This is a genomic window from Promicromonospora sp. MEB111, assembly GCF_030209445.1.
Classification (GTDB): domain Bacteria; phylum Actinomycetota; class Actinomycetes; order Actinomycetales; family Cellulomonadaceae; genus Promicromonospora.
In genome coordinates, this window is the sequence record NZ_JARVSD010000011.1 from 311675 (window position 1) to 333743 (window position 22069).

At 71.4% G+C, this 22069-nt stretch carries 15 protein-coding genes; 8 read left to right on the forward strand and 7 right to left on the reverse strand.

Features of this window, described 5'->3' with window-relative positions:
* The first annotated feature begins 35 nt into the window (after positions 1–35).
* Both QRN56_RS14160 and QRN56_RS14165 read left to right on the forward strand, forming a co-directional pair.
* Positions 36–1370 carry a glutamine synthetase family protein gene (locus QRN56_RS14160; protein WP_285104256.1) on the forward strand — a complete coding sequence of 445 codons (1335 nt, stop codon included), beginning with the start codon at positions 36–38 and terminating at the stop codon, positions 1368–1370.
* A 75-nt stretch (positions 1371–1445) separates the two neighbouring features.
* A complete protein-coding gene (locus tag QRN56_RS14165; RefSeq protein ID WP_285104258.1) occupies positions 1446–4835 on the forward strand; it encodes a bifunctional [glutamine synthetase] adenylyltransferase/[glutamine synthetase]-adenylyl-L-tyrosine phosphorylase in 3390 nt (1129 codons plus the stop codon).
* 53 nt (positions 4836–4888) lie between these two features.
* On the opposite strand, the gene QRN56_RS14170 is transcribed toward QRN56_RS14165, so the two are convergent.
* Positions 4889–5968, reverse strand: a complete 1080-nt coding sequence (locus QRN56_RS14170) for an aldo/keto reductase (protein WP_285104260.1) — start codon at positions 5966–5968, stop codon at positions 4889–4891.
* 90 nt (positions 5969–6058) lie between these two features.
* On the opposite strand from QRN56_RS14170, the gene QRN56_RS14175 reads away from it, so the two are divergent.
* Positions 6059–6943, forward strand: a complete 885-nt coding sequence (locus QRN56_RS14175) for an AraC family transcriptional regulator (protein WP_285104262.1) — start codon at positions 6059–6061, stop codon at positions 6941–6943.
* Positions 6944–7263: 320 nt separating this feature from the next.
* Positions 7264–9159 (forward strand): elongation factor G, encoded by a 1896-nt coding sequence (locus tag QRN56_RS14180; RefSeq protein WP_285104264.1) that lies wholly within the window; start codon positions 7264–7266, stop codon positions 9157–9159.
* A gap of 130 nt (positions 9160–9289) precedes the next feature.
* On the opposite strand, the gene QRN56_RS14185 is transcribed toward QRN56_RS14180, so the two are convergent.
* Both QRN56_RS14185 and QRN56_RS14190 read right to left on the reverse strand, forming a co-directional pair.
* Complete coding sequence (locus tag QRN56_RS14185; RefSeq protein ID WP_285104266.1) at positions 9290–9805, reverse strand: DUF5063 domain-containing protein; 516 nt, start codon at positions 9803–9805, stop codon at positions 9290–9292.
* On the reverse strand, positions 9798–10469 hold the full coding sequence (locus QRN56_RS14190; RefSeq protein WP_285104268.1) for a hypothetical protein: 672 nt from the start codon (positions 10467–10469) through the stop codon (positions 9798–9800). The genes QRN56_RS14185 and QRN56_RS14190 overlap by 8 nt, the downstream gene beginning before the upstream one ends.
* Before the next feature lie 42 nt (positions 10470–10511).
* On the opposite strand from QRN56_RS14190, the gene QRN56_RS14195 reads away from it, so the two are divergent.
* The 3 genes from QRN56_RS14195 to QRN56_RS14205 are packed head-to-tail and all read left to right on the forward strand — an operon-like array spanning position 10512 to position 14402.
* The gene (locus QRN56_RS14195; protein WP_285104270.1) at positions 10512–11954 is read left to right on the forward strand and encodes a hypothetical protein; all 1443 of its coding nucleotides are present in this window, start codon (positions 10512–10514) and stop codon (positions 11952–11954) included.
* Between the two features lie 43 nt (positions 11955–11997).
* Complete coding sequence (locus QRN56_RS14200) at positions 11998–13185, forward strand: AAA family ATPase (protein ID WP_285104272.1); 1188 nt, start codon at positions 11998–12000, stop codon at positions 13183–13185.
* Positions 13182–14402, forward strand: coding sequence for a vWA domain-containing protein (locus QRN56_RS14205; RefSeq protein ID WP_285104273.1), 1221 nt, complete (start codon positions 13182–13184; stop codon positions 14400–14402). Before QRN56_RS14200 ends, QRN56_RS14205 begins: the two co-directional genes overlap by 4 nt.
* Positions 14403–14406: 4 nt before the next feature.
* Here the strand turns inward: QRN56_RS14205 and QRN56_RS14210 are convergent, their stop codons facing one another.
* The 3 genes from QRN56_RS14210 to QRN56_RS14220 all read right to left on the reverse strand — a co-directional run bounded on the left by QRN56_RS14210 (position 14407) and on the right by QRN56_RS14220 (position 18546).
* Positions 14407–14994 carry a hypothetical protein gene (locus QRN56_RS14210; RefSeq protein WP_285104274.1) on the reverse strand — a complete coding sequence of 196 codons (588 nt, stop codon included), beginning with the start codon at positions 14992–14994 and terminating at the stop codon, positions 14407–14409.
* Positions 14995–15084: 90 nt separating this feature from the next.
* A complete protein-coding gene (locus QRN56_RS14215; RefSeq protein ID WP_285104276.1) occupies positions 15085–15684 on the reverse strand; it encodes a DUF7878 domain-containing protein in 600 nt (199 codons plus the stop codon).
* A 93-nt stretch (positions 15685–15777) separates the two neighbouring features.
* Positions 15778–18546 (reverse strand): cation-translocating P-type ATPase, encoded by a 2769-nt coding sequence (locus tag QRN56_RS14220; RefSeq protein ID WP_285104277.1) that lies wholly within the window; start codon positions 18544–18546, stop codon positions 15778–15780.
* 294 nt (positions 18547–18840) lie between these two features.
* Between QRN56_RS14220 and QRN56_RS14225 the strand changes: the two genes are divergently transcribed.
* Positions 18841–20079, forward strand: coding sequence for a hypothetical protein (locus tag QRN56_RS14225; RefSeq protein ID WP_285104279.1), 1239 nt, complete (start codon positions 18841–18843; stop codon positions 20077–20079).
* A 307-nt stretch (positions 20080–20386) separates the two neighbouring features.
* Here the strand turns inward: QRN56_RS14225 and glnA are convergent, their stop codons facing one another.
* Entirely contained in the window at positions 20387–21811 is a 1425-nt protein-coding gene (gene glnA, locus QRN56_RS14230) for a type I glutamate--ammonia ligase (RefSeq protein ID WP_285104280.1), read from the reverse strand.
* Positions 21812–22069 lie beyond the last annotated feature (258 nt).

Consider the following 22069-nt stretch of genomic DNA (forward strand, 5'->3'; position numbering starts at 1 on the left):
ACGCACCTGTAACAGGTTTAGTGCAAGATGGGCCCATGGACAGGCAGCAGGAGTTCGTGCTCCGCACGGTCGAGGAGCGCGACATCCGCTTCATCCGGCTTTGGTTCACCGACGTGCTCGGCGTGCTGAAGTCGGTAGCTGTGGCACCCGCCGAGCTCGAGTCGGCGTTCAGCGAGGGCATCGGCTTCGACGGCAGCGCCATCGAGGGCCTCACCCGGGTCTTCGAGGCGGACATGGTCGCCAAGCCGGACCCGACCACCTTCCAGGTGCTCCCGTGGCGCGGCGAGCGGCACGGTACGGGCCGCATGTTCTGCGACATCCTGACGCCGGACGGGCAGCCGTCCCTGGCGGACTCGCGCAACGTGCTCAAGCGCACCCTCGCCAAGGCGAGCGACCGCGGGTTCACCTTCTACACGCACCCCGAGGTCGAGTTCTACCTGTTCAACCAGCTCACCAAGTCGGACCCGAAGCTGGAGCCGGTGGACCAGGGCGGGTACTTCGACCACCTGGCCCGGGGATCGACGCACGACTTCCGCCGTGCCGCGATCACGATGCTGGAGTCCATGGGCATCTCGGTCGAGTTCTCGCACCACGAGGCCGGCCCCGGCCAGAACGAGATCGACCTGCGGTACGCCGACGCGCTGACCACCGCGGACAACCTGATGACGTTCCGCACCGTGGTCAAGGAGGTGGCGCTCGAGCAGGGCGTGTTCGCGTCCTTCATGCCCAAGCCGCTGGCCGACCAGCCCGGTTCCGGCATGCACACCCACGTCTCGCTGTTCGAGGACGACCGCAACGCGTTCTACGAGCCCGGCGCCCAGTTCGAGCTGTCCAAGACGGCGCGCCAGTTCATCGCGGGCCTCATGGTGCACGCGGGTGAGATCACCGCCGTCACCAACCAGTACGTCAACAGCTACAAGCGGCTCTGGGGCGGGCAGGAGGCCCCCAGCTACGTGAGCTGGGGCCACAACAACCGCTCCGCGCTGGTCCGCGTGCCGATGTACAAGCCGGGCAAGGGCAACTCCGCGCGCATCGAGTACCGCGCGCTGGACTCCGCCGCCAACCCGTACCTCGCGTTCGCCGTGATCCTCGCGGCAGGCCTCAAGGGCATCGAGGAGGGCTACGACCTCCTGGACCACACCGAGGACGACGTCTGGGAGCTCACGCCGGCCGAGCGCCGCGCGCTGGGCATCGCGCCGCTGCCGCGCGACCTCGACGAGGCCATCCAGTTCATGGAGAAGTCCGAGCTCGTGGCCGAGACCCTCGGCGAGCACGTCTTCGACTACTTCCTGCGCAACAAGCGCGAGGAGTGGGAGGCGTACAGCGCCCAGGTGACGCCGTTCGAGCTCAAGCGGTTCCTGCAGCTCTGACGTTCCTGCAGCTCTGACGTTCCCGCAGCTCTGACAGGGGTGCTGCACCCCCCACCCGCGTCGTAGGGTCGGGGGGTGCAGAGCCGCCGACCCGAGACCCTGACGACCCATCTGATCCGGGCCGGGTTCGCCGACCTCACCCGGTCCGCCTCGCTGTGGCGCGACCCCGACCTGGTCGCCGTCCTGGACAGCAGCCCCAAGGGCAACGGAGCGGGCCGCGCGGCCGGCCCCGACCGCGGCGCGGTCGTCCTGGAGCCCGCCGACGTGGCGCTCCTGCGCTCGCTCGCCGGTGTCGCCGATCCCGACCTGGCGCTGCTCCAGCTCGTCCGCCTCGCGGCGGCCGCCCCGGACCGGTTGCGCCCGGTCCTCGCGGCCGCCGGCGCCGACGCCGAGGTTCCGGACAAGGGATCTGCCGGCAACGGCTCCACCAACGGCTCCGGCGCGAACGGCGGCTCGGGCAACGGCACGGACGACGGCCCCGCCGACGCCGACGGCGCGCCCCGCCCGACCGCCGTCGACCGGCTGCTGCGGGTGCTGGGCTCGTCCTCGGCGCTCGGCGACGAGCTCGTGCGCCACCCCGCGCTGCTCGACCTGATCCGCGACCTGACCCCGGGCACCGGTGTCCCCGCCGAGGCCGTGCGCGCCGAGCTGCTGCGCGCCGTCGACGCTGATCCGGACTCCGCCGAGCCCGTCGCGGGCACCCACGGCCGGCACGGGGAGACGGCACCGGACGAGGGCACCTCGTCGTCGTACACCGACCGGCTGCGCCGCGCCTACCGCGCGCGCCTGCTGCGGATCGCCGCCACCGACGTCACCGCGTCCGAGCCGACGACGGTGCTGCCCGCCGTCGCGGCGGCGCTGGCCGACCTGGCGGCCGCCGCGCTGGAGGGCGCGCTGGCCGTGGCGCGCTCCGAGGAGGAGGACCACGCGGCCGGCGTCCGCCTGGCCGTGCTCGGGATGGGCAAGACCGGCGGCCGGGAGCTGAACTACATCTCGGACGTGGACGTCATCTACGTGGCCGAGCCGGGCGTGCTGCCCGACGGCGCGCCCGCGTGCGACGAGGACCACGCCCTGCGGGTCGCTGCACGGCTCGCGGGCCGCCTGGCCCAGGTGTGCTCGGGGGCGTCGGCGGAGCCGGCGCTGTGGCAGGTCGACGCGGCGCTGCGGCCGGAGGGCAAGCAGGGGCCGCTCGTGCGGACGCTGGCCAGCCACGTCGCGTACTACGAGCGGTGGGCGGTGACGTGGGAGTTCCAGGCGCTGCTCAAGGCGCGTCCCGTGGCGGGCGACCTGGCACTGGGGGAGGCGTACACCGCCGCCGTCGGGCCGCTCGTGTGGCAGGCCGTGGAGCGGCCCAACTTCGTCGAGGACGCCCGCGCGATGCGCAAGCGCGTCGAGGACAACGTGCCGGTGGCCGAGGCCGACCGGCAGATCAAGCTCGGCAAGGGCGGCCTGCGCGACGTCGAGTTCACCGTGCAGCTGCTGCAGCTCGTGCACGGGCGGGCGGACGAGGACATCCGGTCGCGGACCACGCTCGACGCCCTCGCGGCCCTGTCGCGGGGCGGCTACGTGGGGCGCGAGCACGCCCGCCGGATGGGGGAGTGCTACCGGTTCCTGCGGGCGCTGGAGCACCGGATCCAACTCTTCCGCCTGCGCCGCACCCACCTCATGCCGACCGCCGAGGCGGAGCTGCGGCGGCTGGCCCGCGGGCTGGGGCAGGGCGGCGCGGACGACCTGGTCAAGACCTGGCGGTCCGTGCGGCGCGAGGTGCGCGACCTGCACGAGGCCGTCTACTACCGGCCGCTCCTGCCGGCCACGGCGCTGCTGTCCACGAGCGAGGCGTCGCTCGCGCCACGCGCGGCCATGGCCCGGTTCGCGGCGATCGGCTACCGCGACCCGGCCGGCGCGATGCGCCACGTCCAGGCCCTGACCGACGGCGTCTCGCGGCGCGCGGCGATCCAGCGCCAGCTCCTGCCGGTGCTGCTCGGCTGGTTCGCCGAGGGCGCCGACCCGGACGAGGGGCTGCTCGCGTTCCGCAAGCTGTCGGACACCCTGGGCTCCACCCACTGGTACCTGCGGCTGCTGCGCGACTCCGCGGAGGCGGCCTCCCACCTGGCTCAGGTGCTGTCCTCGTCGCGCTACCTCGCGGACGCGATCGGGCGGTCCCCGGAGTCGGTGCGCTGGCTGGCGCAGTCCGACTCGCTAGCCCCGCGCGGCGCGCGGCGGCTGGCCGCGGAGGCGGACGCGCTGCTCGGGCGCGCGCAGGAGGTGGACACCGCCACGGTCGCGCTGCGCGCGCTGCGCCGCCGAGAGCTGGCCCGCACCGGCGTGGCCGAGGTGCTGGGCGAACTCGGGCCGGTCGACGCCGCCAGAGCCATCTCGGACGCCGCCGACGTCGTCCTGGCGGGCGGGCTGCGCATCGCGGAGCACGAGGCGCGCGGCGAGCGGAACATCGCGCGCGGCGACGAGCCCGCCCGGCTGCTCATCGTCGCGATGGGCCGGCTGGGCGGCCAGGAGATGGGGTACGGCTCGGACGCGGACATCATGTTCGTCTACGAGGCCGTGGGCGGCGCCGGGGACAAGGAGGCCAACGACTACGCCCTGACGGTGGCGAAGGGCATGCGGCGGATCCTCACCGCCGTCGGGCCGGAGCCGGGCCTGCCCGTCGACGCCGACCTGCGGCCCGAGGGCCGCAACGGGCCCCTGGTGCGCTCCTTCCAGTCGTACGTCGAGTACTACAGCCGCTGGTCCTCGCCCTGGGAGGCCCAGGCGCTGCTCCGGGCGCGCGCCCTGTCGGGCACGCTCAGCGTGGTCGCGGCGGGCGGCCCGGACGAGGGCGCGGTGGCGGCCTCGCTGTCCGACGGCGGGGGTGCGCTGCCCGAGGGCGGGAGCGAGCTCGACCTGGGACCCGGCGCCGAGGGCGGCCGGTCGCTGGGCGCGCGGTTCACGGAGCTCGTCGACCCCCTGCGCTACCCCGAGGGCGGGCTGGACGCCGCGGTGCTGCGCGAGGTGCGGCGCATCAAGGCGCGCGTCGAGTCGGAGCGACTGCCGCGCGGGGCCGACCCGGCGCGGCACCTGAAGCTGGGCCGGGGCGGGGTCTCCGACGTCGAGTGGACCGTCCAGCTCCTGCAGCTCCAGCATGCGCACGAGGTGCCGGGCCTGCGGACCACGGGCACGGTCTCCGCGCTCAAGGCGGCGAACGAGGCGGCCCTGCTCACCGACGACGACGCCGAGGTGCTGCTGGAGGCGTGGGTGCTCGCGTCGCGGCTGCGGTCGGCGATCGTGCTGTGGTCCGGGCGGACGACGGGCGCCGGCGTCGACATGCTGCCGCACGACAGCCACGCCCTGACCGGCATCGCCCGGCTGCTCGGCGACGTCGGCACGGGGCCGGAGCTGGAGGAGCTGTACCTGCGCGTGGCCCGGCGGGCCCGGGCGGTGATGGAGCGGATCTTCTACGGTGCGGAGTAGCTCACGGTCCGCGGGCCGGCCGCTCGATAGCGCGGCCGGCCCGTAGCAGCCGATCAGTAGCGCGTCGGGCTCCCCTCGAGCCAGGGCATCGCACTGCTGGGCCTGCCGTCTACCGTCGCGCCCGCGAAGCCGAGGCTCGGCGCCAGGTCCCGGTTGTTGGCCGCCGGAAAGCTCAGTGCCGGTTCCGACACCTCGTCGAGCCGCGCCGTCTGCGCGGTCGTGAGCCGGACGTCCACGGCGTCGAGGTTTGCTCGGAGCTGGTCGAGGCGCCGGGCCCCGATGAGCACCGACGTGACACCCGGTCGCGCGCCGACCCATGCGAGCGCCGCCGCGGCGGGCGTCACGCCTGCCTCGGCTGCGACGTCCACCAGGGCGTCGATGACCGGCCAGTCGCGATCTCCCGGCCCACCGACGATGCCGCCACGCATCGTGTCGGTCGTACCGCCTCCGCGCGTGAACTTGCCGGACAGCCATCCGCTCTTCAGCGGGCTCCAGGGCAGCACCCCGAGCCCGTGCTCGGCTGCCATGGGGATGAGCTCGCCCTCGACGGTGCGTTCGAGCAGCGAGTACTCGAGCTGCATCCCGACGGCGGGCGTCCAGTTCCGGAAGTGCGCGACGACCTGTGCCTCCGCGGCCTTCCACGCGGGCAGGTCCGACAGGCCGACGTAGCGGATCTTGCCTGAGGTGACGAGGTCGTCCAGCGCGCGCAGCGTCTCCTCCAACGGGACACCGCGGTCCCAGTTGTGAAGCCAGTAGAGGTCCAGGTAGTCGGTGCCCAGCCGGCGCAGCGAGGCTTCGACCTGTGCGACGACCGCCTTGCGCCCTGCGCCGCCACCGTTGGGGTCGCCGGGGAACAGGTTCCCGAAGAACTTCGAGCCCAGCACGACCCGGTCGCGCAGGCCAGGGCGGGCGGCGAGGTAGTCGCCGATGATCTTCTCGGAGTGGCCGTTGGTGTAGATGTTGGCGGTGTCGATCGAGTTGCCGCCACGTTCCAGGTACTCCGTGATCATCGCTTCGGACTCCGCGACAGGGGCTCCCCAGCCATGGTCCTCCCCGAAGGTCATCGCGCCGAGCGTGTAGGGGCTGATCCGCAGGCCAGAGCGGCCCAGCGTGACAAAGCTGTCGAGTGTCATGGGTCGATTGCACACCCGCACGACCTTGCCGAGGTAGCGCGATGCTGCCACCGGATTGCCTGATCCTTCCAACGTTGACACTGTGGGACCGTGAGTGCGTTGCCAGAGATACGCGAGCTGGTCCTCCGCCACGCCGGGGGTGCGACGCCGGCGGGGCTGGTTCTGCACCGTAGTGACGGTCCGACCGAGCCGATGCCCGGTCAGACCGCTCCCGTCTTCGTGCTCGTCGTGCAGGGCGCGAAGCGCGCGGTGCTCGGCGAGCGCGTTTTCACGTACGGCGCCGGCGAGTTCCTGGTCGCATCGATGGAGCTCCCGGTGATCGCCCATGTCAGCAGAGCCTCTGCCGCCGAGCCCTACCTGGTGATGGGCCTGGCCCTCCGACCCACGCTCATCGCCGAGCTCGTCCTGGACGCACCGCTTCCGGCGGCAGGCGGGCCGTCTCCGGGGGTCGGGGTCAGCCCGGCCGGCGACGAGCTGCTCGACGTGGTGGTCCGGCTGCTCCGGCTGCTCGACCGACCCGACGACCAGCGTGTGCTGTGGACCGGGGCCGAGCGCGAGCTGGTGTGGCGGCTGCTCACCGGTCCGCAGCGGGGGACAGTTCGGCAGATCGGGTTGGGCGACGGCAACGTCGTGCAGGTCGGCCGGGCGATCCGTTGGATCCGGGAGCACCACGCCGATCTGTTCCGGGTCGAGGACGTGGCACGGGTCGCGGGGATGAGCGTGACCTCTCTGCACCGCCACTTCCGGGCCGTCACGACCATGACGCCGATCCAGTTCCAGAAGGTGATCCGGCTGCAGGCGGCGCGAGCCCGGCTACTGGCTGAACCGGGCGACGTGGCTGCCGTCGGATTCGCCGTCGGCTATGAGAGCGCCTCGCAGTTCAGCCGCGAGTACCGACGGTTGTTCGGGCTCCCGCCAGGCCAGGACGCGGCCCGCCTGGCCGGTGTCGATCCGGCGCGTCTCGCCGACGTCTGAGGGAGGCCTGCAGCGCGCGTCTGGGACGGCGAGTGTCCATCCCCTCGGCCCGTGACACACGATCCGCCGGAGGCCAGAAGTGTTCGCGCCATGACGGCTCCTGTGATGGCCTGAACATGGCGGAGCGAATGCGGACGAGTGCCCCCTGGACGCGACGGCGACCCTGGTCGGTGGCCCGGTGCGACGGGCAGGCGGCCGAATAAACCGTTGCCCCGGCCTCGGTCGGGAGGGCAGGGTCGGGGCAACCCGAGAGATTGGAACACCGATGACAGCTGTCACGCCCCGTGCCCTGACCCACCTGACCACGGACGTGACTGCTCTTGTCGTACCTCAACCTCGGGATCGTCGCCCATGTCGACGCCGGTAAGACCAGCCTGACCGAACGCCTGCTGCACCACTCGGGCGTGATCGACCGCCTCGGTTCCGTCGACGGCGGCGATACCCTCACCGACTCGCTCGCGCTGGAGCGCGAGCGGGGCATCACCATCCGCGCGTCCGTGGCGTCCTTCCCCGCGGGGGACGTCACCGTCAACGTGCTGGACACCCCGGGCCACCCCGACTTCATCGCCGAGGTGGACCGCAGCCTCGCCGTGCTCGACGGCGCGGTGCTCGTGCTGTCCGCCGTCGAGGGTGTGCAGGCGCAGACCCTCGTGCTGATGCGCGCCCTGCAACGGCTGCGGTTGCCCGTGATCGTGTTCGTGAACAAGATCGACCGGCGCGGTGCGCGTCCGGAGGCGGTGGCAGACGCCGTCGCGCGCCGCCTCAGCCCTGACGTCCTGCCGGTGCAGCGGGTGCTCGACGCCGGCGCACCCGCGGCCCGGGTGGAGCCCCTGCCCGACGACGGCCTGCGGGCCTGGCTCGCGGGAGAGTCGCGCCGTGGGGCCGCGCACCCGGTGCTGTTCGGGTCGGCGGTGACCGGCGTCGGCGTGTCCGAGCTGGCCGCGGCGCTGGGAACCTACCTCCCGGTCGTGGCCGACGGCGGCGGACCGGCGTCGCCCGGGGACGCGCGAGCCGACGATGCTCCCGAGGCCGGTCCGGATGCGCCGTCCGCCGTCGGCCCCCGCGAGGACGCGCCGTCCGCCGTCGTCTTCGCGATCGACCGCGAGGACGGCCGCAAGCGGGCGTTCGTCCGGATGCGGTCCGGCGCGCTGCGGGTCCGCGACCGGATCGACCTCGGGCACGGGAGGTCCGAGCGGATCACCGGGCTGCGCGTCGCGCACCGCGGCACGCTCGAACCGCGCTCGACGGCGCGGCCCGGCCAGATCGCCGTCGTGCAGGGGCTGGCGACGGCGCGCGTCGGCGACGTCGTCGGGCAGCCGCGGCCGGGGGACGAGCGGGCGAGCCAGTTCCCGCCGCCGTCGTACGAGACGGTGGTGGACGCAGAACCGGCCGCGCGCGGGCGGCTGTACGCCGCACTCTCCGAGCTGGCGGAGCAGGACCCGCTGATCCGGGTGCGCCGCCGCGACGAGGAGATCACCGTCTCCCTGTACGGCGAGGTCCAGCGGGAGGTTCTGGCCGCGATCCTGCAGCGGGAGTACCGCGTCGACGCGCGGTTCGGCGAGGTCCGGACGGCGCGCACCGAGCGGCTGGTCGGCACCGGGCACGCACTGGAGATCAAGAAGCAGAACGGCAACGAGTTCCACGCCACGATCGGGCTGCGGATCGAGCCCGCGGCTCCGGGGAGCGGCGTGACGTTCGAGCTGGAGTGCGAGCGGGGATCGATGCCGCCCGCGTTCTTCGACGCGACCGAGGACACCGTGCGCCGCTCGCTCGCTCGCGGTCCGTTGCGGTTCCCGGTTCCCGACGCCCGCGTGGTGATGACTCACTCGGGCTACTCACCCCGACAGAGCCACATGCACCAGAAGTTCAACAAGGCGATGTCCAGCACGGGGGCCGACTTCCGCGGGCTGGCGCCGCGCGTGCTCGCCGCCGCGGTCCGCCGGGCCGGGACTGTGGTGTGCGAGCCGGTGCACCGGTTTGTGATCGAGCTGCCGGAGGACACCGTCGGACCGGTGGCCTCGCTGGTGGGCCGGATGGGCGGGGTGCCGTTCGAGTCGCGCGTCGGGAGCGGCGGCATCGTCGTCATGCGCGGCGAGATCCCGGCGGGGAGCGTCGCCGCGCTGCAGCGGGACCTGCCGGGCCTGACGCACGGGGAGGGCATGTGCCGCACGGAGCACGACCGGTTCGAACCGGTGCGGGAGGGGGCGTGGGCGTGACGCGCCGCGAGCGGTGCGGGGTTGCGCTGCCGGCTCCACCGCCGGCTCCGTTGCCGGCTCCACAAATCGGGCATGCAGTTGCTGCCAGGACCGGGCAGGTCCTGGCAGCAACCGCATGGTGGTCGAGTCGTCAGGAACTCACGGCGGCTGCGTGCAATGCGCCAAGTGCCTGGGTCGCGTGCCGGCCCCAGTGCGTCTCGAACCCGAACCGCCACTCCCAGAGAACATCGGCTGGGTCCGCGCCGGAGTCCAGCCAGTCCAGCGCCGAACGAAGGTCACGCCAGATGTCGGCCAGGTCGTCGGCGAGTGGCACCAGTGCGACATCAGCCTCAGTGCCGGCGGTCGGTAAGGCGGCCCAGTAGGTCGCCGCCGGACCGAGAGCCCTGTCCAGGGCGGCAAACTTGGCGCTCCAGGCCTCGTGACTGATACTCGGCGAGATCTCCGACGTCGTGACCTCGACGTCGGGAAGGGCGACAGCCGCGGCCAAGAGCGCCGCGACCCGTGCCCTGAACCCGAGGACCATCGCCCTCTCGTCCGCGCTGTCGGGCGGTTCGGCCCCGACGGCCTCGACCTCGGTGCAATACGCCTTCGCGGCATTCAAGAACGCGACGAAGGCCGGGCCGTCCAGGTCCGGGTCCTCAGTCACGGGGCCACTCCACTGTCTCGAGCAGCGCGTGTGTGCGGACGGCCGTGATGAGCTCCGGACTTCCGCTCACCTTTGTGGCGCACAGGTCATAGTCGGTCCAGACGAACCATGACTTGTCCGCGGGCCAGAGGTTTGACGGACTGGACGAGGGAAGATTCACCGAACCGAAGACATGCGGGACGTCCCACGACATCTCGTACAGCGCCAGTGAGTCGAAGTCCCACGTCGTCATCTGCGCATAGAACGCGTAACACGTGTCGGTAGCCCTGGTAACGCCGGCCAGGACCTCGAGCAACCCGCGAACACTCTCGCCCTGCATCGAGCCCTCGGTCGTGGTGCCGCCAAGCTCCCGCGGGAGTAGCCACGAGCTCGGCGGCCTCGTGCTCGACTGGAGGCGAGGACTGATTGGCTCAGACGCGACGTCGGCCCATCGTCTCCGCTCCCACACGAGGTCACTCGCCGGCTCACGTGCGACCTCGAGCTCGAAGTCGTGCAGGACCCACGTGCTGTCCAGCCATCCGACGGCGTCCATCCCGGTCAGGCCGCCGTCCTCGATCGGCAGGCCCGCTAGAGCCGCCGTCGGGTCGTCCACGAGCTTCATCGTCACGGAGGCTACCGGTCGAGCATCCGGCCTGCTAGCCTCCCTCCCGATGATGACCTTCACGATCACCAGATTGGGGGTCCGGTACACCGAAGGTGAGTGCTGATGCACTCATCGAGGTCGACCGAGAACCTCCGGCTCCTTTCCTGGCAGCGGGTACGTGAGTACGCCGTACCGCCGCCGATGATCGAGATCTCCACGGCCCGCCGTCAGATGGGCGACTGGGCGGGCGCCTGCGCGGCCGCGCACGTGGACCTTGACGTGAACCTGCGCGACCTTCGACATCGTCACGGCGCCGAGCTCCCCTCTGCGGTCCGGGCGGACCTCCGCCACCTCGCACCCGACCTGCTGCGTTGGCACATGCCGCGGGTGCTGCCCGACGGCCTGCTCCGGCCCGGTACCAGCTGCACGCTCGCCCGGTACCACCTGCCCGACGGCGGCACCGGGCACCTGGTGGTCCGGACACCGCCCGCGTGGGCGGCCGGGCCGCAACGGATGAGCCTGGCGTGGTGGGACGCCGCCGACGCGGCGGCGCCACATCCCGACCGGCGATTCCGGCTCGACCTGCACCGGCACCTCTGGGATGTGCGGCGCAGCGACGAGCTCGCCGAACGAGCCGGGCGAGCGCCGGAGGCCGTAATCCCGGTCGGGCCTGACCCGGCCGTGGCTACGCCGTCGGACTGGGCGGTGACCCGGTGGGCGGCTGAAGCCGCACTCCTCGTCGAGTCGGACGGCGCGCCTGATAGTGGCGTCGTGGTATACCTCGGCGCGAGGCGCCTGGTCCTCCGCCTGGACGACGACGGAACCCCGTGGCCGCCGACGCCCGAAGACCTGGCGGACCTTCTCGACGAGGGCCGGCTCTCCGGAACGCCCCAGGCCAGACGACGTCGGGTCCCCGGCATTGCGGTGCTCCCGAATGCCGCGACCTGGGTGCCACCCGACGTCCTGCTCCTGCGGGCTGGGCTGATCGCGCCCGGCGACCTGCACCCGCTCGTCGCCCATGCGCTGGCTCCCGGAAGCATCCGCAGCCGGCGCCCCGAGCCGGCGCCGGGCACACGACAGGTTGAGTGCCGCGGCGCGTTGCACCGACTGGCGGTTGTCGACGGCGTCCTCACCGCCCTCGACCACCCTCCCGACGAGGTCCGGCGCGAAGAGCTGCTGGCGCGGCTCGGCGGAACGCCGCTGCCCTGCCTCCACGTCATCGACCAGCTGCACCGTGCGCCGACGGCGCTCGCGGACGTGCGTGCACGACTCGACCACGGCGACGTCGACTCCGCCCTGGCCGTCATCGAGAACCTCCTGGGTCCCGAGGCAGTGCTCCGGGTCGGCGACCTCCAGGACGAGCTGGCCGCGGTGGCGGCCGGACGAACCGCGTACGGCGCATACCGGGCGGGCCTTCTGCCGCTGCTGCTCGACATCGACCCCGAGGTTCCGCCCGATCCGTATGCCCGCTCCGACCAGAGCTTCCGTGCGCGCGTGGTCGCTTCCTCCACACCCCGCCGTCAGCGGGACCGGCACACCCGCCGCCTTCTCGCGGCGTCCCACTGACCTGCCCGGCCCCGGCCGGACCTCTACCACTCACAGGTGACCCATGACTTCTCAGCTTTCGGTCGCATCCGACCTCCTGTCTCTGCTCACCGGCTCGACCACCGAACCACGACCCGAACCACAGCTCACCGCACTCGCGCTGGCGGTGGCCGCCGACGTCCCCGTGCTCCTGTGGGGCGAACCGGGCATCGGCAAGACCTCGGCGATCGCGCAGCTCGCCGACTCCCTGGCTCTGCCCCTGACCACCGTCATCGCGAGCGTGCACGAGCCGTCCGATTTCAATGGCCTACCGGTCATCGGTGACGACCCGGCGCGTCTCGGCGTGCCGATGGCCCCGCCGGACTGGGCGGTCCGCCTGGCCGATGCCGGCCGGGGACTGCTCTTCCTCGACGAGCTGTCGACGGCACCGCCGGCCGTGCAGGCGGCCCTCCTGCGGGTCGTCCTGGAACGCCAGGTCGGGGCGCTTCGGCTACCCGACGGCGTCCGTATCGTGGCTGCGGCGAACCCGCGAGGCTCGGCCGCCGACGGGTGGGAGCTGAGTGCCCCGCTGGCCAACCGGTTCGTCCACCTACCCTGGCGGCACGACCCCGACGTGGTTGTCCGCGGGCTGAGCGGGACCTGGCCGAGCGCCGTCCTGCCCAGGCTGGACGCGGAGAATCTGCCCGATGCCGTGGCCTTCGCCCGGCGCGCCGTGTGCACCTTCCTCGAGGCGCGGCCCGCGCTCATGCACCAGCTGCCGACCACCGAGACTCGTCGCGGCGGCGCCTGGCCGTCGCCGCGCAGCTGGGAGACGGCGTTGCGTCTCATCGCGTTCGCCACGGCAGCGGACGTGGACCGTGATGTTCTCTCGCTGCTGGTCAAGGGCGCAGTAGGGGACGGGCCGGGCTTCGAGCTGCTGGCTGCAATCGACCGGCTCGACCTGCCCGATCCGGAGACACTCCTCGCCGACCCTGCCTCGGCTGTCTTGCCCGAGCGGGGGGACCTGCGGCTGGCGGTCCTGGACGCCGTCGTGCTGGCGGTGAAGAAGCGGCCGGACGAGGGCCGGTGGACCGCGGCATGGGAGGTGCTAGTCCGAGCCCTGGACACCGGCGCACCCGACCTGCTCGTCACGCCGGTCATGACCCTGTCGACACTGCGCCGACCGGACTGGGCGGTGCCCGCCGCGATCGAACGGCTCGCGGTCGCGGTGCCGCTGGGCAAGCACGCCGGCCTGCTGCCCGTGAGCGCGTGACGACGAACATGGATGCCGAGAAGCTGTATGCGGCCCGGCTCAGGGCCTGTCACCTGCGCCCCTATCTGGCGACCGCACTGTTCGCCCTGGAGGTGGTGCCGACCTCGACGGTGCCGACCATGGCCGTCGACAGGCACTGGTGCTGCTACGTCTCGCCGGCTTTCGTCGAACGGACGCCGCTGGACGAGCTCGCCGGGGTGTGGGTGCACGAGGTCTCCCACCTGTTGCGTGACCACCACGGTCGCGGCAAACGCCTCGTGGCGGCCCGGACGGGCCCCGAGGCGCGTGTCCGGCCGTTCCAGATCAACCTTGCCGCCGACTGCGAGATCAACGACGACATCGACGACGACGACCTGCCGCTGCCGTCGGGTGCCGTCACTCCTGCCCGGCTGCATCTGAAGCCGGGCCTGCTCCTGGAGGAGTACGTCGACGACATCAGCCCTGGTCCCTTGACCGACCCGTACGCCTGGCACGACTGCGGCAGTGGTGCCGACGGGCAGGACCGGGCATGGGACCTGGGGCAGGGGAGCTCCCACGGTTTGTCCGAGTCGGAGCGTGAGGCCGTCAGGTTCCGGGTCGCACGCGGGATCGTCGGGGCACCCGGTAGCACGCCCGCGGGGTGGCAGCGCTGGGCCAACGACGTCGTCCATCCGCCGCAGACCTGGCGCGACCTGCTGGGCGCTGCCCTTCGCTCGGCGGTGACCAGCAGCGGCGTCGGCGACAACTACACCTACGGGCGTCCCGGTCGGAGGAGTGCCTCGCTGCCCGGGGCGATTCTGCCCAGCCTGCGCCGTCGGCCGCCGCGGGTCAGCGTGGTCATCGACACGTCCGGATCGGTGAGCGACGACGAGCTCGGCACCGCACTTCTGGAGGTCTCGGCGATCCTGAAGGCAGTGGGTGGACGGCGCGACCTGGTGACCGTGTTCTCGTGCGACGCGGCCGTGCAGACCGCGGGACGCGTCTGTCAGACGGCGGGGATCCCGCTCGTCGGCGGCGGGGGCACGGACCTGACGACGGGAATGGCGGCAGCCCTCGGCTGTCACCCGAAGCCCGACGCGCTCGTGGTCCTGACCGACGGCCAGACGGCGTGGCCCTCCGCCAGGCCGTCGTGCCGGACGGTGGTGGGGCTGTTCCCTCGACCGAGCAAGTGGCGCGAGGACAGCACCTACCAACGACCGTCGCCGCCGTCGTGGGCCCGCGTGGTACGGCTCGGATGATGGGTTATCGAGTGTCGAGGGACCAGGACCGGTATTCAGGGCGTGGCTGCCCGAAATCGAGACCGTTCTCGTCGAGGGCGTTGTAGACGAGCACCCGACCGTTCTCGAGAACGACTCCGACGGCGACCATCCCGTTCGCCAGGTCGGGGTCGGGTCCCCGCCACTCGAGAAGCTGCCCGGCGAGCACCCGCTGCCCATGCAGGTGCGAGAGGCCGGCCAGCGCGTCATCGCTCCAGACGAGTTCGCTCTCCGGCCAACGGACTGCGGACCGGGCATCGATGGTGTTCCAGGTGATCGAGAGCTCGTCGAACTTGTAGTGCTGGATCTCGAGCTGCTCGTTCCCGAAGTCGAACAGTACCGGCGCATCGGAGAACCACGAGTCGTCCTCGGCGTCCCAGAGCACCCAGGTGCGCCTGAGTACTCGCCCTGCCAGTGCGTCCAGGCGATCTCCGTGCCTGGCGGTGATCGCGTCGAGCCCATGCTGGTACTCAGTCTTGTAGTGCTCGATGCCGAAGTACCAGCTCGCCGAGTCATCAAAGGTCTCGGGGAGTCCGACGATCCGCTGTTCGTCAGATCGTTCGATGCCGTCCATGGGCGCGAGCGTAGGGCCGGTCACGCACCCGCCGCCGGCGGTACTCGTCGACGGCGAACGATCGATCATCGAAAGAGACCGTTCGCGGCGTCAGGCATGATTCATGCCGCCACGTTGCGGCCACGGGCTCACCGGATCGACCTCGCCGACGGCGTCCGCCACAAAGGACTTGGCATCGGCCAGGTGCATGTCGAAGGCGCGGTGCATGGCCAGGATCGCGGTGATCATCGAGCCGGTGGCGGCGTGGACCGCGACGGGGGTGGCTGCCTTGACCGCCTCGACGAAGGCCCAGATCTCTGCGCGAACGACCGGCCAGGGGCGCGGCTCCGTCGTCGTCCGCCCGTAGTGGGACCCGATCGTCCATCCGTCGACCGTGTTGACGATCCGCACGGCACCCAGGACCTCGTACACCATGGAGTCGAACGCGAAGTCGTCTCGCGGCTCGTCTGTCTCCGGCGCCCACAGCTCCAGGGCCCGGGCAAGTTCGGCGACGGGAAACGACGGCTCGGCGAGGATGACGTCCTGGCCATCGCGTACGGAGAAGTCGGCTTCCACATCCAGCAGGAACTCTGCGCCCGTCAACGCTGCCAGGCCGTTCGTGGTCAGCAGGAGGTCGATTCGCCGCGGCAGATCGGGTGCGCCCACGGTGCCGAAGTGCAACATCGCCGTCGGCTCGTCTGCGATCTCCACCGTAGCCACCATGCTCCCTCGTCACCGGCAGGCAGCAGGAGCTGCTCGTGCCGGATCATCTCAGACGGGTGCACGCCCTTTGGCCCCGGCTCCTCACACCGCCCGCCCAGCCCTTCGCCCAGCTTCGATCCGCGGTGCCCTGCCGCCCCCGTCCGCACGCCCGCGCAGGAACACCTTGATGATCTCCTCGATCACCAGCAGGCTCAGCGCCAGCGCGATGCAGACACCCCACTGCCGCCCGTCGAGCTCCGTCGTACCGAAGACCTGTTCGAGCAGCCCGATGGTGGTGACCGCGACGATCGCCAGCAGCGCCAGGCCGTAGCGCCGTAGCTGGGCGGCGCCGGGCACGGCGTCGCGGTCGAAGATCGTGCCGAGCTGGTCGCGGGACAGCAGGCCGGCGACCACGTGGAAGAGCGACAGCGTGGTGAGCAGCATGGTGGCCGCGACCACGGCCCCGGCGTCGGTCCCGATCTGATACGCCCAGAGCGACCCGGCCGTCATGACGGCGCCCTGGACGCAGAGCCGCACCCAGGCTGCCCGGGACAGGACCGGCGCCCCGACGGGTCGCGGGGGCCTACTCATCAGGCCCTTGGTCGGCTGGTCGAAGCCGAGCGCGATCGCGATCGGGATGTCCACCACCATGTTGAGCCACAGGATCTGCAGGGGGTTCAGCGGCGTGCCGGCCGCGATGTTCAGGATGCCCGCGATCAGGAAGATCGCGATGTAGGCGACCAGCGTGGACATCTGGAAGCGGAGGTACTTCACGAGGTTGTCGTAGAGGCTGCGCCCGTAGGAGACGGCACTCACGATGGTCGCGAAGTTGTCGTCCGTCAGGATCATCACCGCGGCCTCCTTCGAGACCTCGGTGCCGGTGATACCCATGGCGACGCCGATGTCGGCGGCCTTGAGCGCGGGCGCGTCGTTCACGCCGTCGCCCGTCATCGAGACCACGTTGCCCGAGCGCTTGAGCAGCTGCACCAGCCGGATCTTGTCCTCGGGCGCCACGCGCGCGATCACCCCGATGTCGTGGAGCTGGGCCAGCAGCTCGTCATCGGTCAGGTCCGCGAACTCGTTGCCCGTCAGGGCGCGACCCTCGATACCCAGCTCCCTGGCGATGGCGGCGGCGGTGGAGGCGTGGTCGCCGGTGATCATCCGCACCCGGATCCCGGCGGAGCGGCACTCGGCGATCGCCGCTCGCGCCTCGGGCCGCGGCGGGTCCACGATGCCCACCATCGCGAGCAGCGTCAGGTCGGTGACCAGGGCGATCAGGTTCCGGCCGCTCACGCGCGCCGCCTCGAACGTCGCGTGGTCGATGTCCCGCTGGGCCACCACCATCACCCGCTCGCCGGAGTTTGCCATCCGGTTGTTCGCCTCGAGCGCGAGGCCACGGTTCTGGTCGGTGATCGGCACGACGGCGCCGTCGGGGGACCGGTAGGCGGCACCGCGTGCGATCAGCACGTCCGGGGCACCCTTGACGTAGCAGCGCACCACGGGACGTCCGGCGTCGTCGGCCATCTCGTGGAAGGTGGCCATGAACTTGTACTCGGAGTCGAACGGCACCTCGGCGACGCGCGGGAAGTCACGCCGCGTGGCGTCGATGTCCAGGCCGCCCTTGGCGCCGAGCACGATCAGCGCGCCCTCCGTGGGGTCGCCGATCAGGCTCTCGCCGTCGAGCACGGCGTCCGCGCACAGGACCATGGGCAGCAGGTACGGGTCGAGGTCGATGCGCGAGCCGCCCACGTGCCTGATCTCGCCGGTGGTGCCGTAGCCCTCGCCGGTGACGGTGAAGGCGTGCTGGCCGGGGATCGCCAGCTCCCGGGCGGTCATCTTGTTCAGCGTGAGGGTCCCCGTCTTGTCCGAGCAGATGGCCGACGTCGACCCGAGCGTCTCCACCGCGGGCAGCCGCTTGACGATCGCGTGGCGACGCGCGATCTCGCGGGTGCCCATGGAGAGCAGGGCGGTCACGACGGCGGGCAGACCGGTCGGGATCGCTGCCACCGCCAGCGCCACGCCGGTGATGAACAGCGTGTCGAACGACTCGCCCCGCACCAGCCCCAGCACGACCACGAAGACCAGGGCGACGGCCGCGATCGTCGCGATGATCTTGGACAGGCCGTCGAGCTGCTTCTGCAGCGGCGTCTTGTCCGTCTCGGTGCCGGCCAGCAGGTTCGCGATGTGCCCGATCTCGGTGTTCATGCCCGTCGCGGTGACCACCATCTCGCCGCGGCCGCGGGTGACCGCGGTGTTCATGTAGGCCATGCAGGTGCGGTCCCCCAGCGGGACGTCGTCGCCCGCCACCGGGTCGGTCGACTTACCGACCGGGAGGCTCTCCCCGGTGAGCGCGGCCTCCTCGATCTCCAGCGTGGCAGCGAGCGTGATCCGGCCGTCAGCGGGCACACGGTTGCCCGCCTCGACGAGGACGACGTCGCCCGGCACCAGGTCCCCGGCGTCGATCTCGACAGCCTGCCCGTCGCGCCGGACGCGCGCGACCGTCTTCATCATCTTGGCCAGGGCAGCGACGCTCTCCTCGGCCTTGGCCTCCTGCCGCAGGCCGATGACGGCGTTGAACAGGGTCAGTCCGGCCAGCACCAGCGAGGTGCCGACGTCGCCGGTGACCAGGAGGTTCACCACCGCCGCGACCAGCAGGACGATCTGCATGAAGTCGCGGTACTGGCGCCCGAAAGCCTGCAGCGGCGACTCCTTCTTGGCCGCGGTCAGCCGGTTCGGCCCGTACATCTGGAGCCGACGGCCCGCCTCGGCAAGGGAGAGGCCCTGTACCACGTCCACGTGGAGCCGGTTGGCGACCTCGATAGCGTGCGTGGACGCCGGGTCCACCGCGATCCGGCCCACGGTCCGCGACATGGTCGCCTCCAGCGCGGTCCTGCGGGCGCACCCTGGAGCAGGTCGGCGCCTCGTCCGCTAGGCACACGATGGCGGACGGCGGCCCGCGGGGCCTCCCCCGAAACGGGCGACCGTGGTCCGGGGCCGGGACCTCGGCGCTCCGCGGCGGCCTGACCTCAGGTGACGCACGGGTGAAAGGGCTGTCGGGTGTCGTGGGCCCGTGCCACCATCGGAACAGACCGCGCGTACCCCAGCCCCTGGCAACGACGCCACGGGCTCCGGAGCGGCAGCGGTGACGCTGACCCAGGAGGCATCATGCGTCGGACTGCAGCCGCGAGCATCGCGGCCGGTGCCCTTGCCGCGGCGTTGCTCGCCACGACGTTGCTTGCCGGAGCGTCGGCGTCCGCCGCTCCGGGCGACCCGGCGTCCGGCTGGAGCGGCCCGGAGGGGGAGGTCCACCGGGACGTGGCGGTCTCGGGGTCGGGTCGCGTGTTCAGCGTGAGCTTACCCGGGCCCGGCACCCAGGACGAGTCGTGGCTCGAGCACGGCCGCCTGCTCGACTGGTCACGCGTCGACGTACCCGCCAGCTCCCAGGGCGGCGTGATCGCGGGGCCGGGGGACTACGCGATGGCGGTCACGGGAAGCGTGTCCTGGCTGTTCGACGGGACGGGATGGGACGGCCCCGTGACGGTTGCCGCGCAGGAGGTCGCGCGGTCGAAGCTCGTGGGCAACAAGGACGGAGACGCCGCCCTGCTGTGGAGCGCTGCGGGCGGGCGGGCGTACCTGAGCCGGCTGGAGCGGGGCAGCTCCTGGGTCACCCGCCGCGTCCCCTCGGTCCTGGTGGACGCGCCGAGGGACGTGGCCATCAACGACGCGGGCAAGGTCACCGTGGTCTGGGCGGCGCCGAAGGGGACGACGGCGGAGATCCGGCGGACCGTGATCCAGCCCGGGGCCACGACCTGGTCCCCGTCGGTGGCGCTTGGCACCGTCGACCATCCCAGGCCGCGGCTCCGGCTCGTCACCGAGGGTGGTGGGCGGGAGACGCTGCTCGCGCGCGACAAGCTGTGGCGCCAGGCGAGCAGCACCACGATGCCGACCTACCAGTTCCGGACCAGCAACCGCGCCGAGCTCGCCGCCGGCGACTCCCTCACGCGGCTGGTCTGGGCCGGGATGACCGGCGACGAGCACCGGTTCTACACCCGCTCAGCCGGGACGAGCTGGGGGCCTCGGACCCTGATGTGGGCGAACGACGGCCCCGGGGACTGCCCCGAGAGTCCCTGGTTCGGCGTCGGCATGGTGCCGAGCGGACGGTCCTACGTGGCTGTGGCCGTCCGCACCGACGTCGGCGAGACCACCGAGGTCTGCGGGGGCCCGTTCGCCGCGTTCGTCACCCTCGACCGGTTCGACGGCATCCTGAACACGTCGCATGGTGTCGACACCGCACTCCCGACCACGCCGTACCAGATCGTGGGCGGGACGGGCGGCCCGATCGTGCTGGAGTACGAACCGGGCAACTGGACCGTCGACTGGAGGATGCAGTTCTACGACCGCTGACGGGGCTGGACTGGTCACGGGAGCTCGACACCGCTGGACTGCTTGACCACAGCAGGTGCTGCCAGGAGTCAGCCCGGTGTGGCAGCAACTGCTGTGCTGGACCGGTATCGGGCGCGGCGGGCTCGGCGGTACGTCCGCTGCCTCGTGGCGCCTGGTCGTGAGTGTGTCCGGAGGGGGACTTGAACCCCCACACACGAGATACACCGGAGCACGAGAAACGGCGGCCGACGCCGCACCTCGTCGCGAGACGAGAGCGCAGGTCAGCCGCCGTTCCGGCGACATCTCCAGGCCCTACCGGGCCCAGGGATCAGATGTCGTAGTAGAGCTCGAACTCGTGCGGGTGCGGCCGCAGGCGGATCGGGTCGATCTCGTTCTCGCGCTTGTACGCGATCCAGGTCTCGATCAGGTCCTCCGTGAACACGTCACCGGCGGTGAGGTACTCGTGGTCGGCCTCGAGGGCGTCGAGCACGCCGTTGAGCGACGTCGGGACCTGGGCGATCTGCGCGTGCTCCTCGGGCGGCAGCTCGTAGAGGTCCTTGTCGACCGGGGCCGGGGGCTCGATGCGGTTCTTGATGCCGTCCAGGCCGGCCATCAGCATCGCGGAGAACGCCAGGTACGGGTTCGACGACGGGTCCGGCGCGCGGAACTCGATGCGCTTCGCCTTCGGGGACGTACCCGTGATCGGGATACGGATCGAGGCGGAGCGGTTGCGGGCCGAGTAGACGAGGTTCACGGGGGCCTCGAAGCCCGGGACCAGGCGGTGGTACGAGTTCACCGACGGGTTGGTGAAGGCGAGCAGCGACGGCGCGTGCTTCAGGATGCCGCCGATGTACCAGCGAGCCAGGTCGGACAGGCCGCCGTAGCCCTTCTCGTCGTAGAACAGCGGCTCGCCGTTCTTCCAGAGCGACTGGTGCGAGTGCATGCCCGAGCCGTTGTCGCCGAAGATCGGCTTCGGCATGAACGTGGCCGACTTGCCGGCCTCGAACGCGACGTTCTTGATGACGTACTTGAACTTCATCAGGTCGTCGGCGGCGTGCAGCAGGGAGTTGAACTTGTAGTTGATCTCCTGCTGGCCGGCGGTGCCCACCTCGTGGTGCGCGCGCTCGACGGAGAGGCCGACCTGGCCGAGGGTCTTGACCATGTCGTCGCGCAGGTCCGCGAAGCGGTCGCTCGGCGAGGTGGGGAAGTAGCCGCCCTTGTAACGGGTCTTGTACCCGAGGTTGCCACCCTCCTCCTCGCGACCGGTGTTCCACGCGGCCTCGACGGAGTCGATGGAGTAGAAGCTCTCGTTCGACGCGGTCTTGAAGCGCACGTCGTCGAACACGTAGAACTCGGCCTCGGCACCGAAGAACACGGTGTCGGCGATGCCGGTCGACTTCAGGTACGCCTCGGCCTTGGCCGCGATGTTGCGCGGGTCGCGGGCGTAGGCGTCACCCGTGAACGGGTCCACGATCGAGAAGTTCACGATCAGCGTCTTGGCCTTGCGGAACGGGTCGATGTACGCCGTCGCGATGTCCGGCACGAGCTTCATGTCGGACTCGTGGATCGCCTGGAACCCGCGGATCGACGAGCCGTCGAACATGAGGCCCTCGGTGAAGGCGTCCTCGTCGAACTGCTCGACCGGGATGTTGAAGTGCTGAGTGACACCCGGCAGGTCGATGAACCGGACGTCGACGAACTCCACCCCCTCGTTGCGGGTGAAGGCAATCGCCTCCTCGGCGTTGTTGAACATCTGCGCTCCTTGCTCGCTCGATAAGTCCAGGGGGAGTCCGTCGCACGACGCCGAACGGCTGGGCAGGCTTGCACGCGGATCGCCACGAACCTAAGGGCAGGTGGTTTCTCTCGGGTTACTGATTGTTGCCGGAGTGTTTCTCGCGCCTCTCGACCGTGTAACCGTGGGGAGATGTGCTGGTGGTAGCTCCGGCAGCGTTATCACAGCGTGCCAGAACTCACATGCCGCGGCCCGGCGGCGTCCGTCCATCGGACGGCC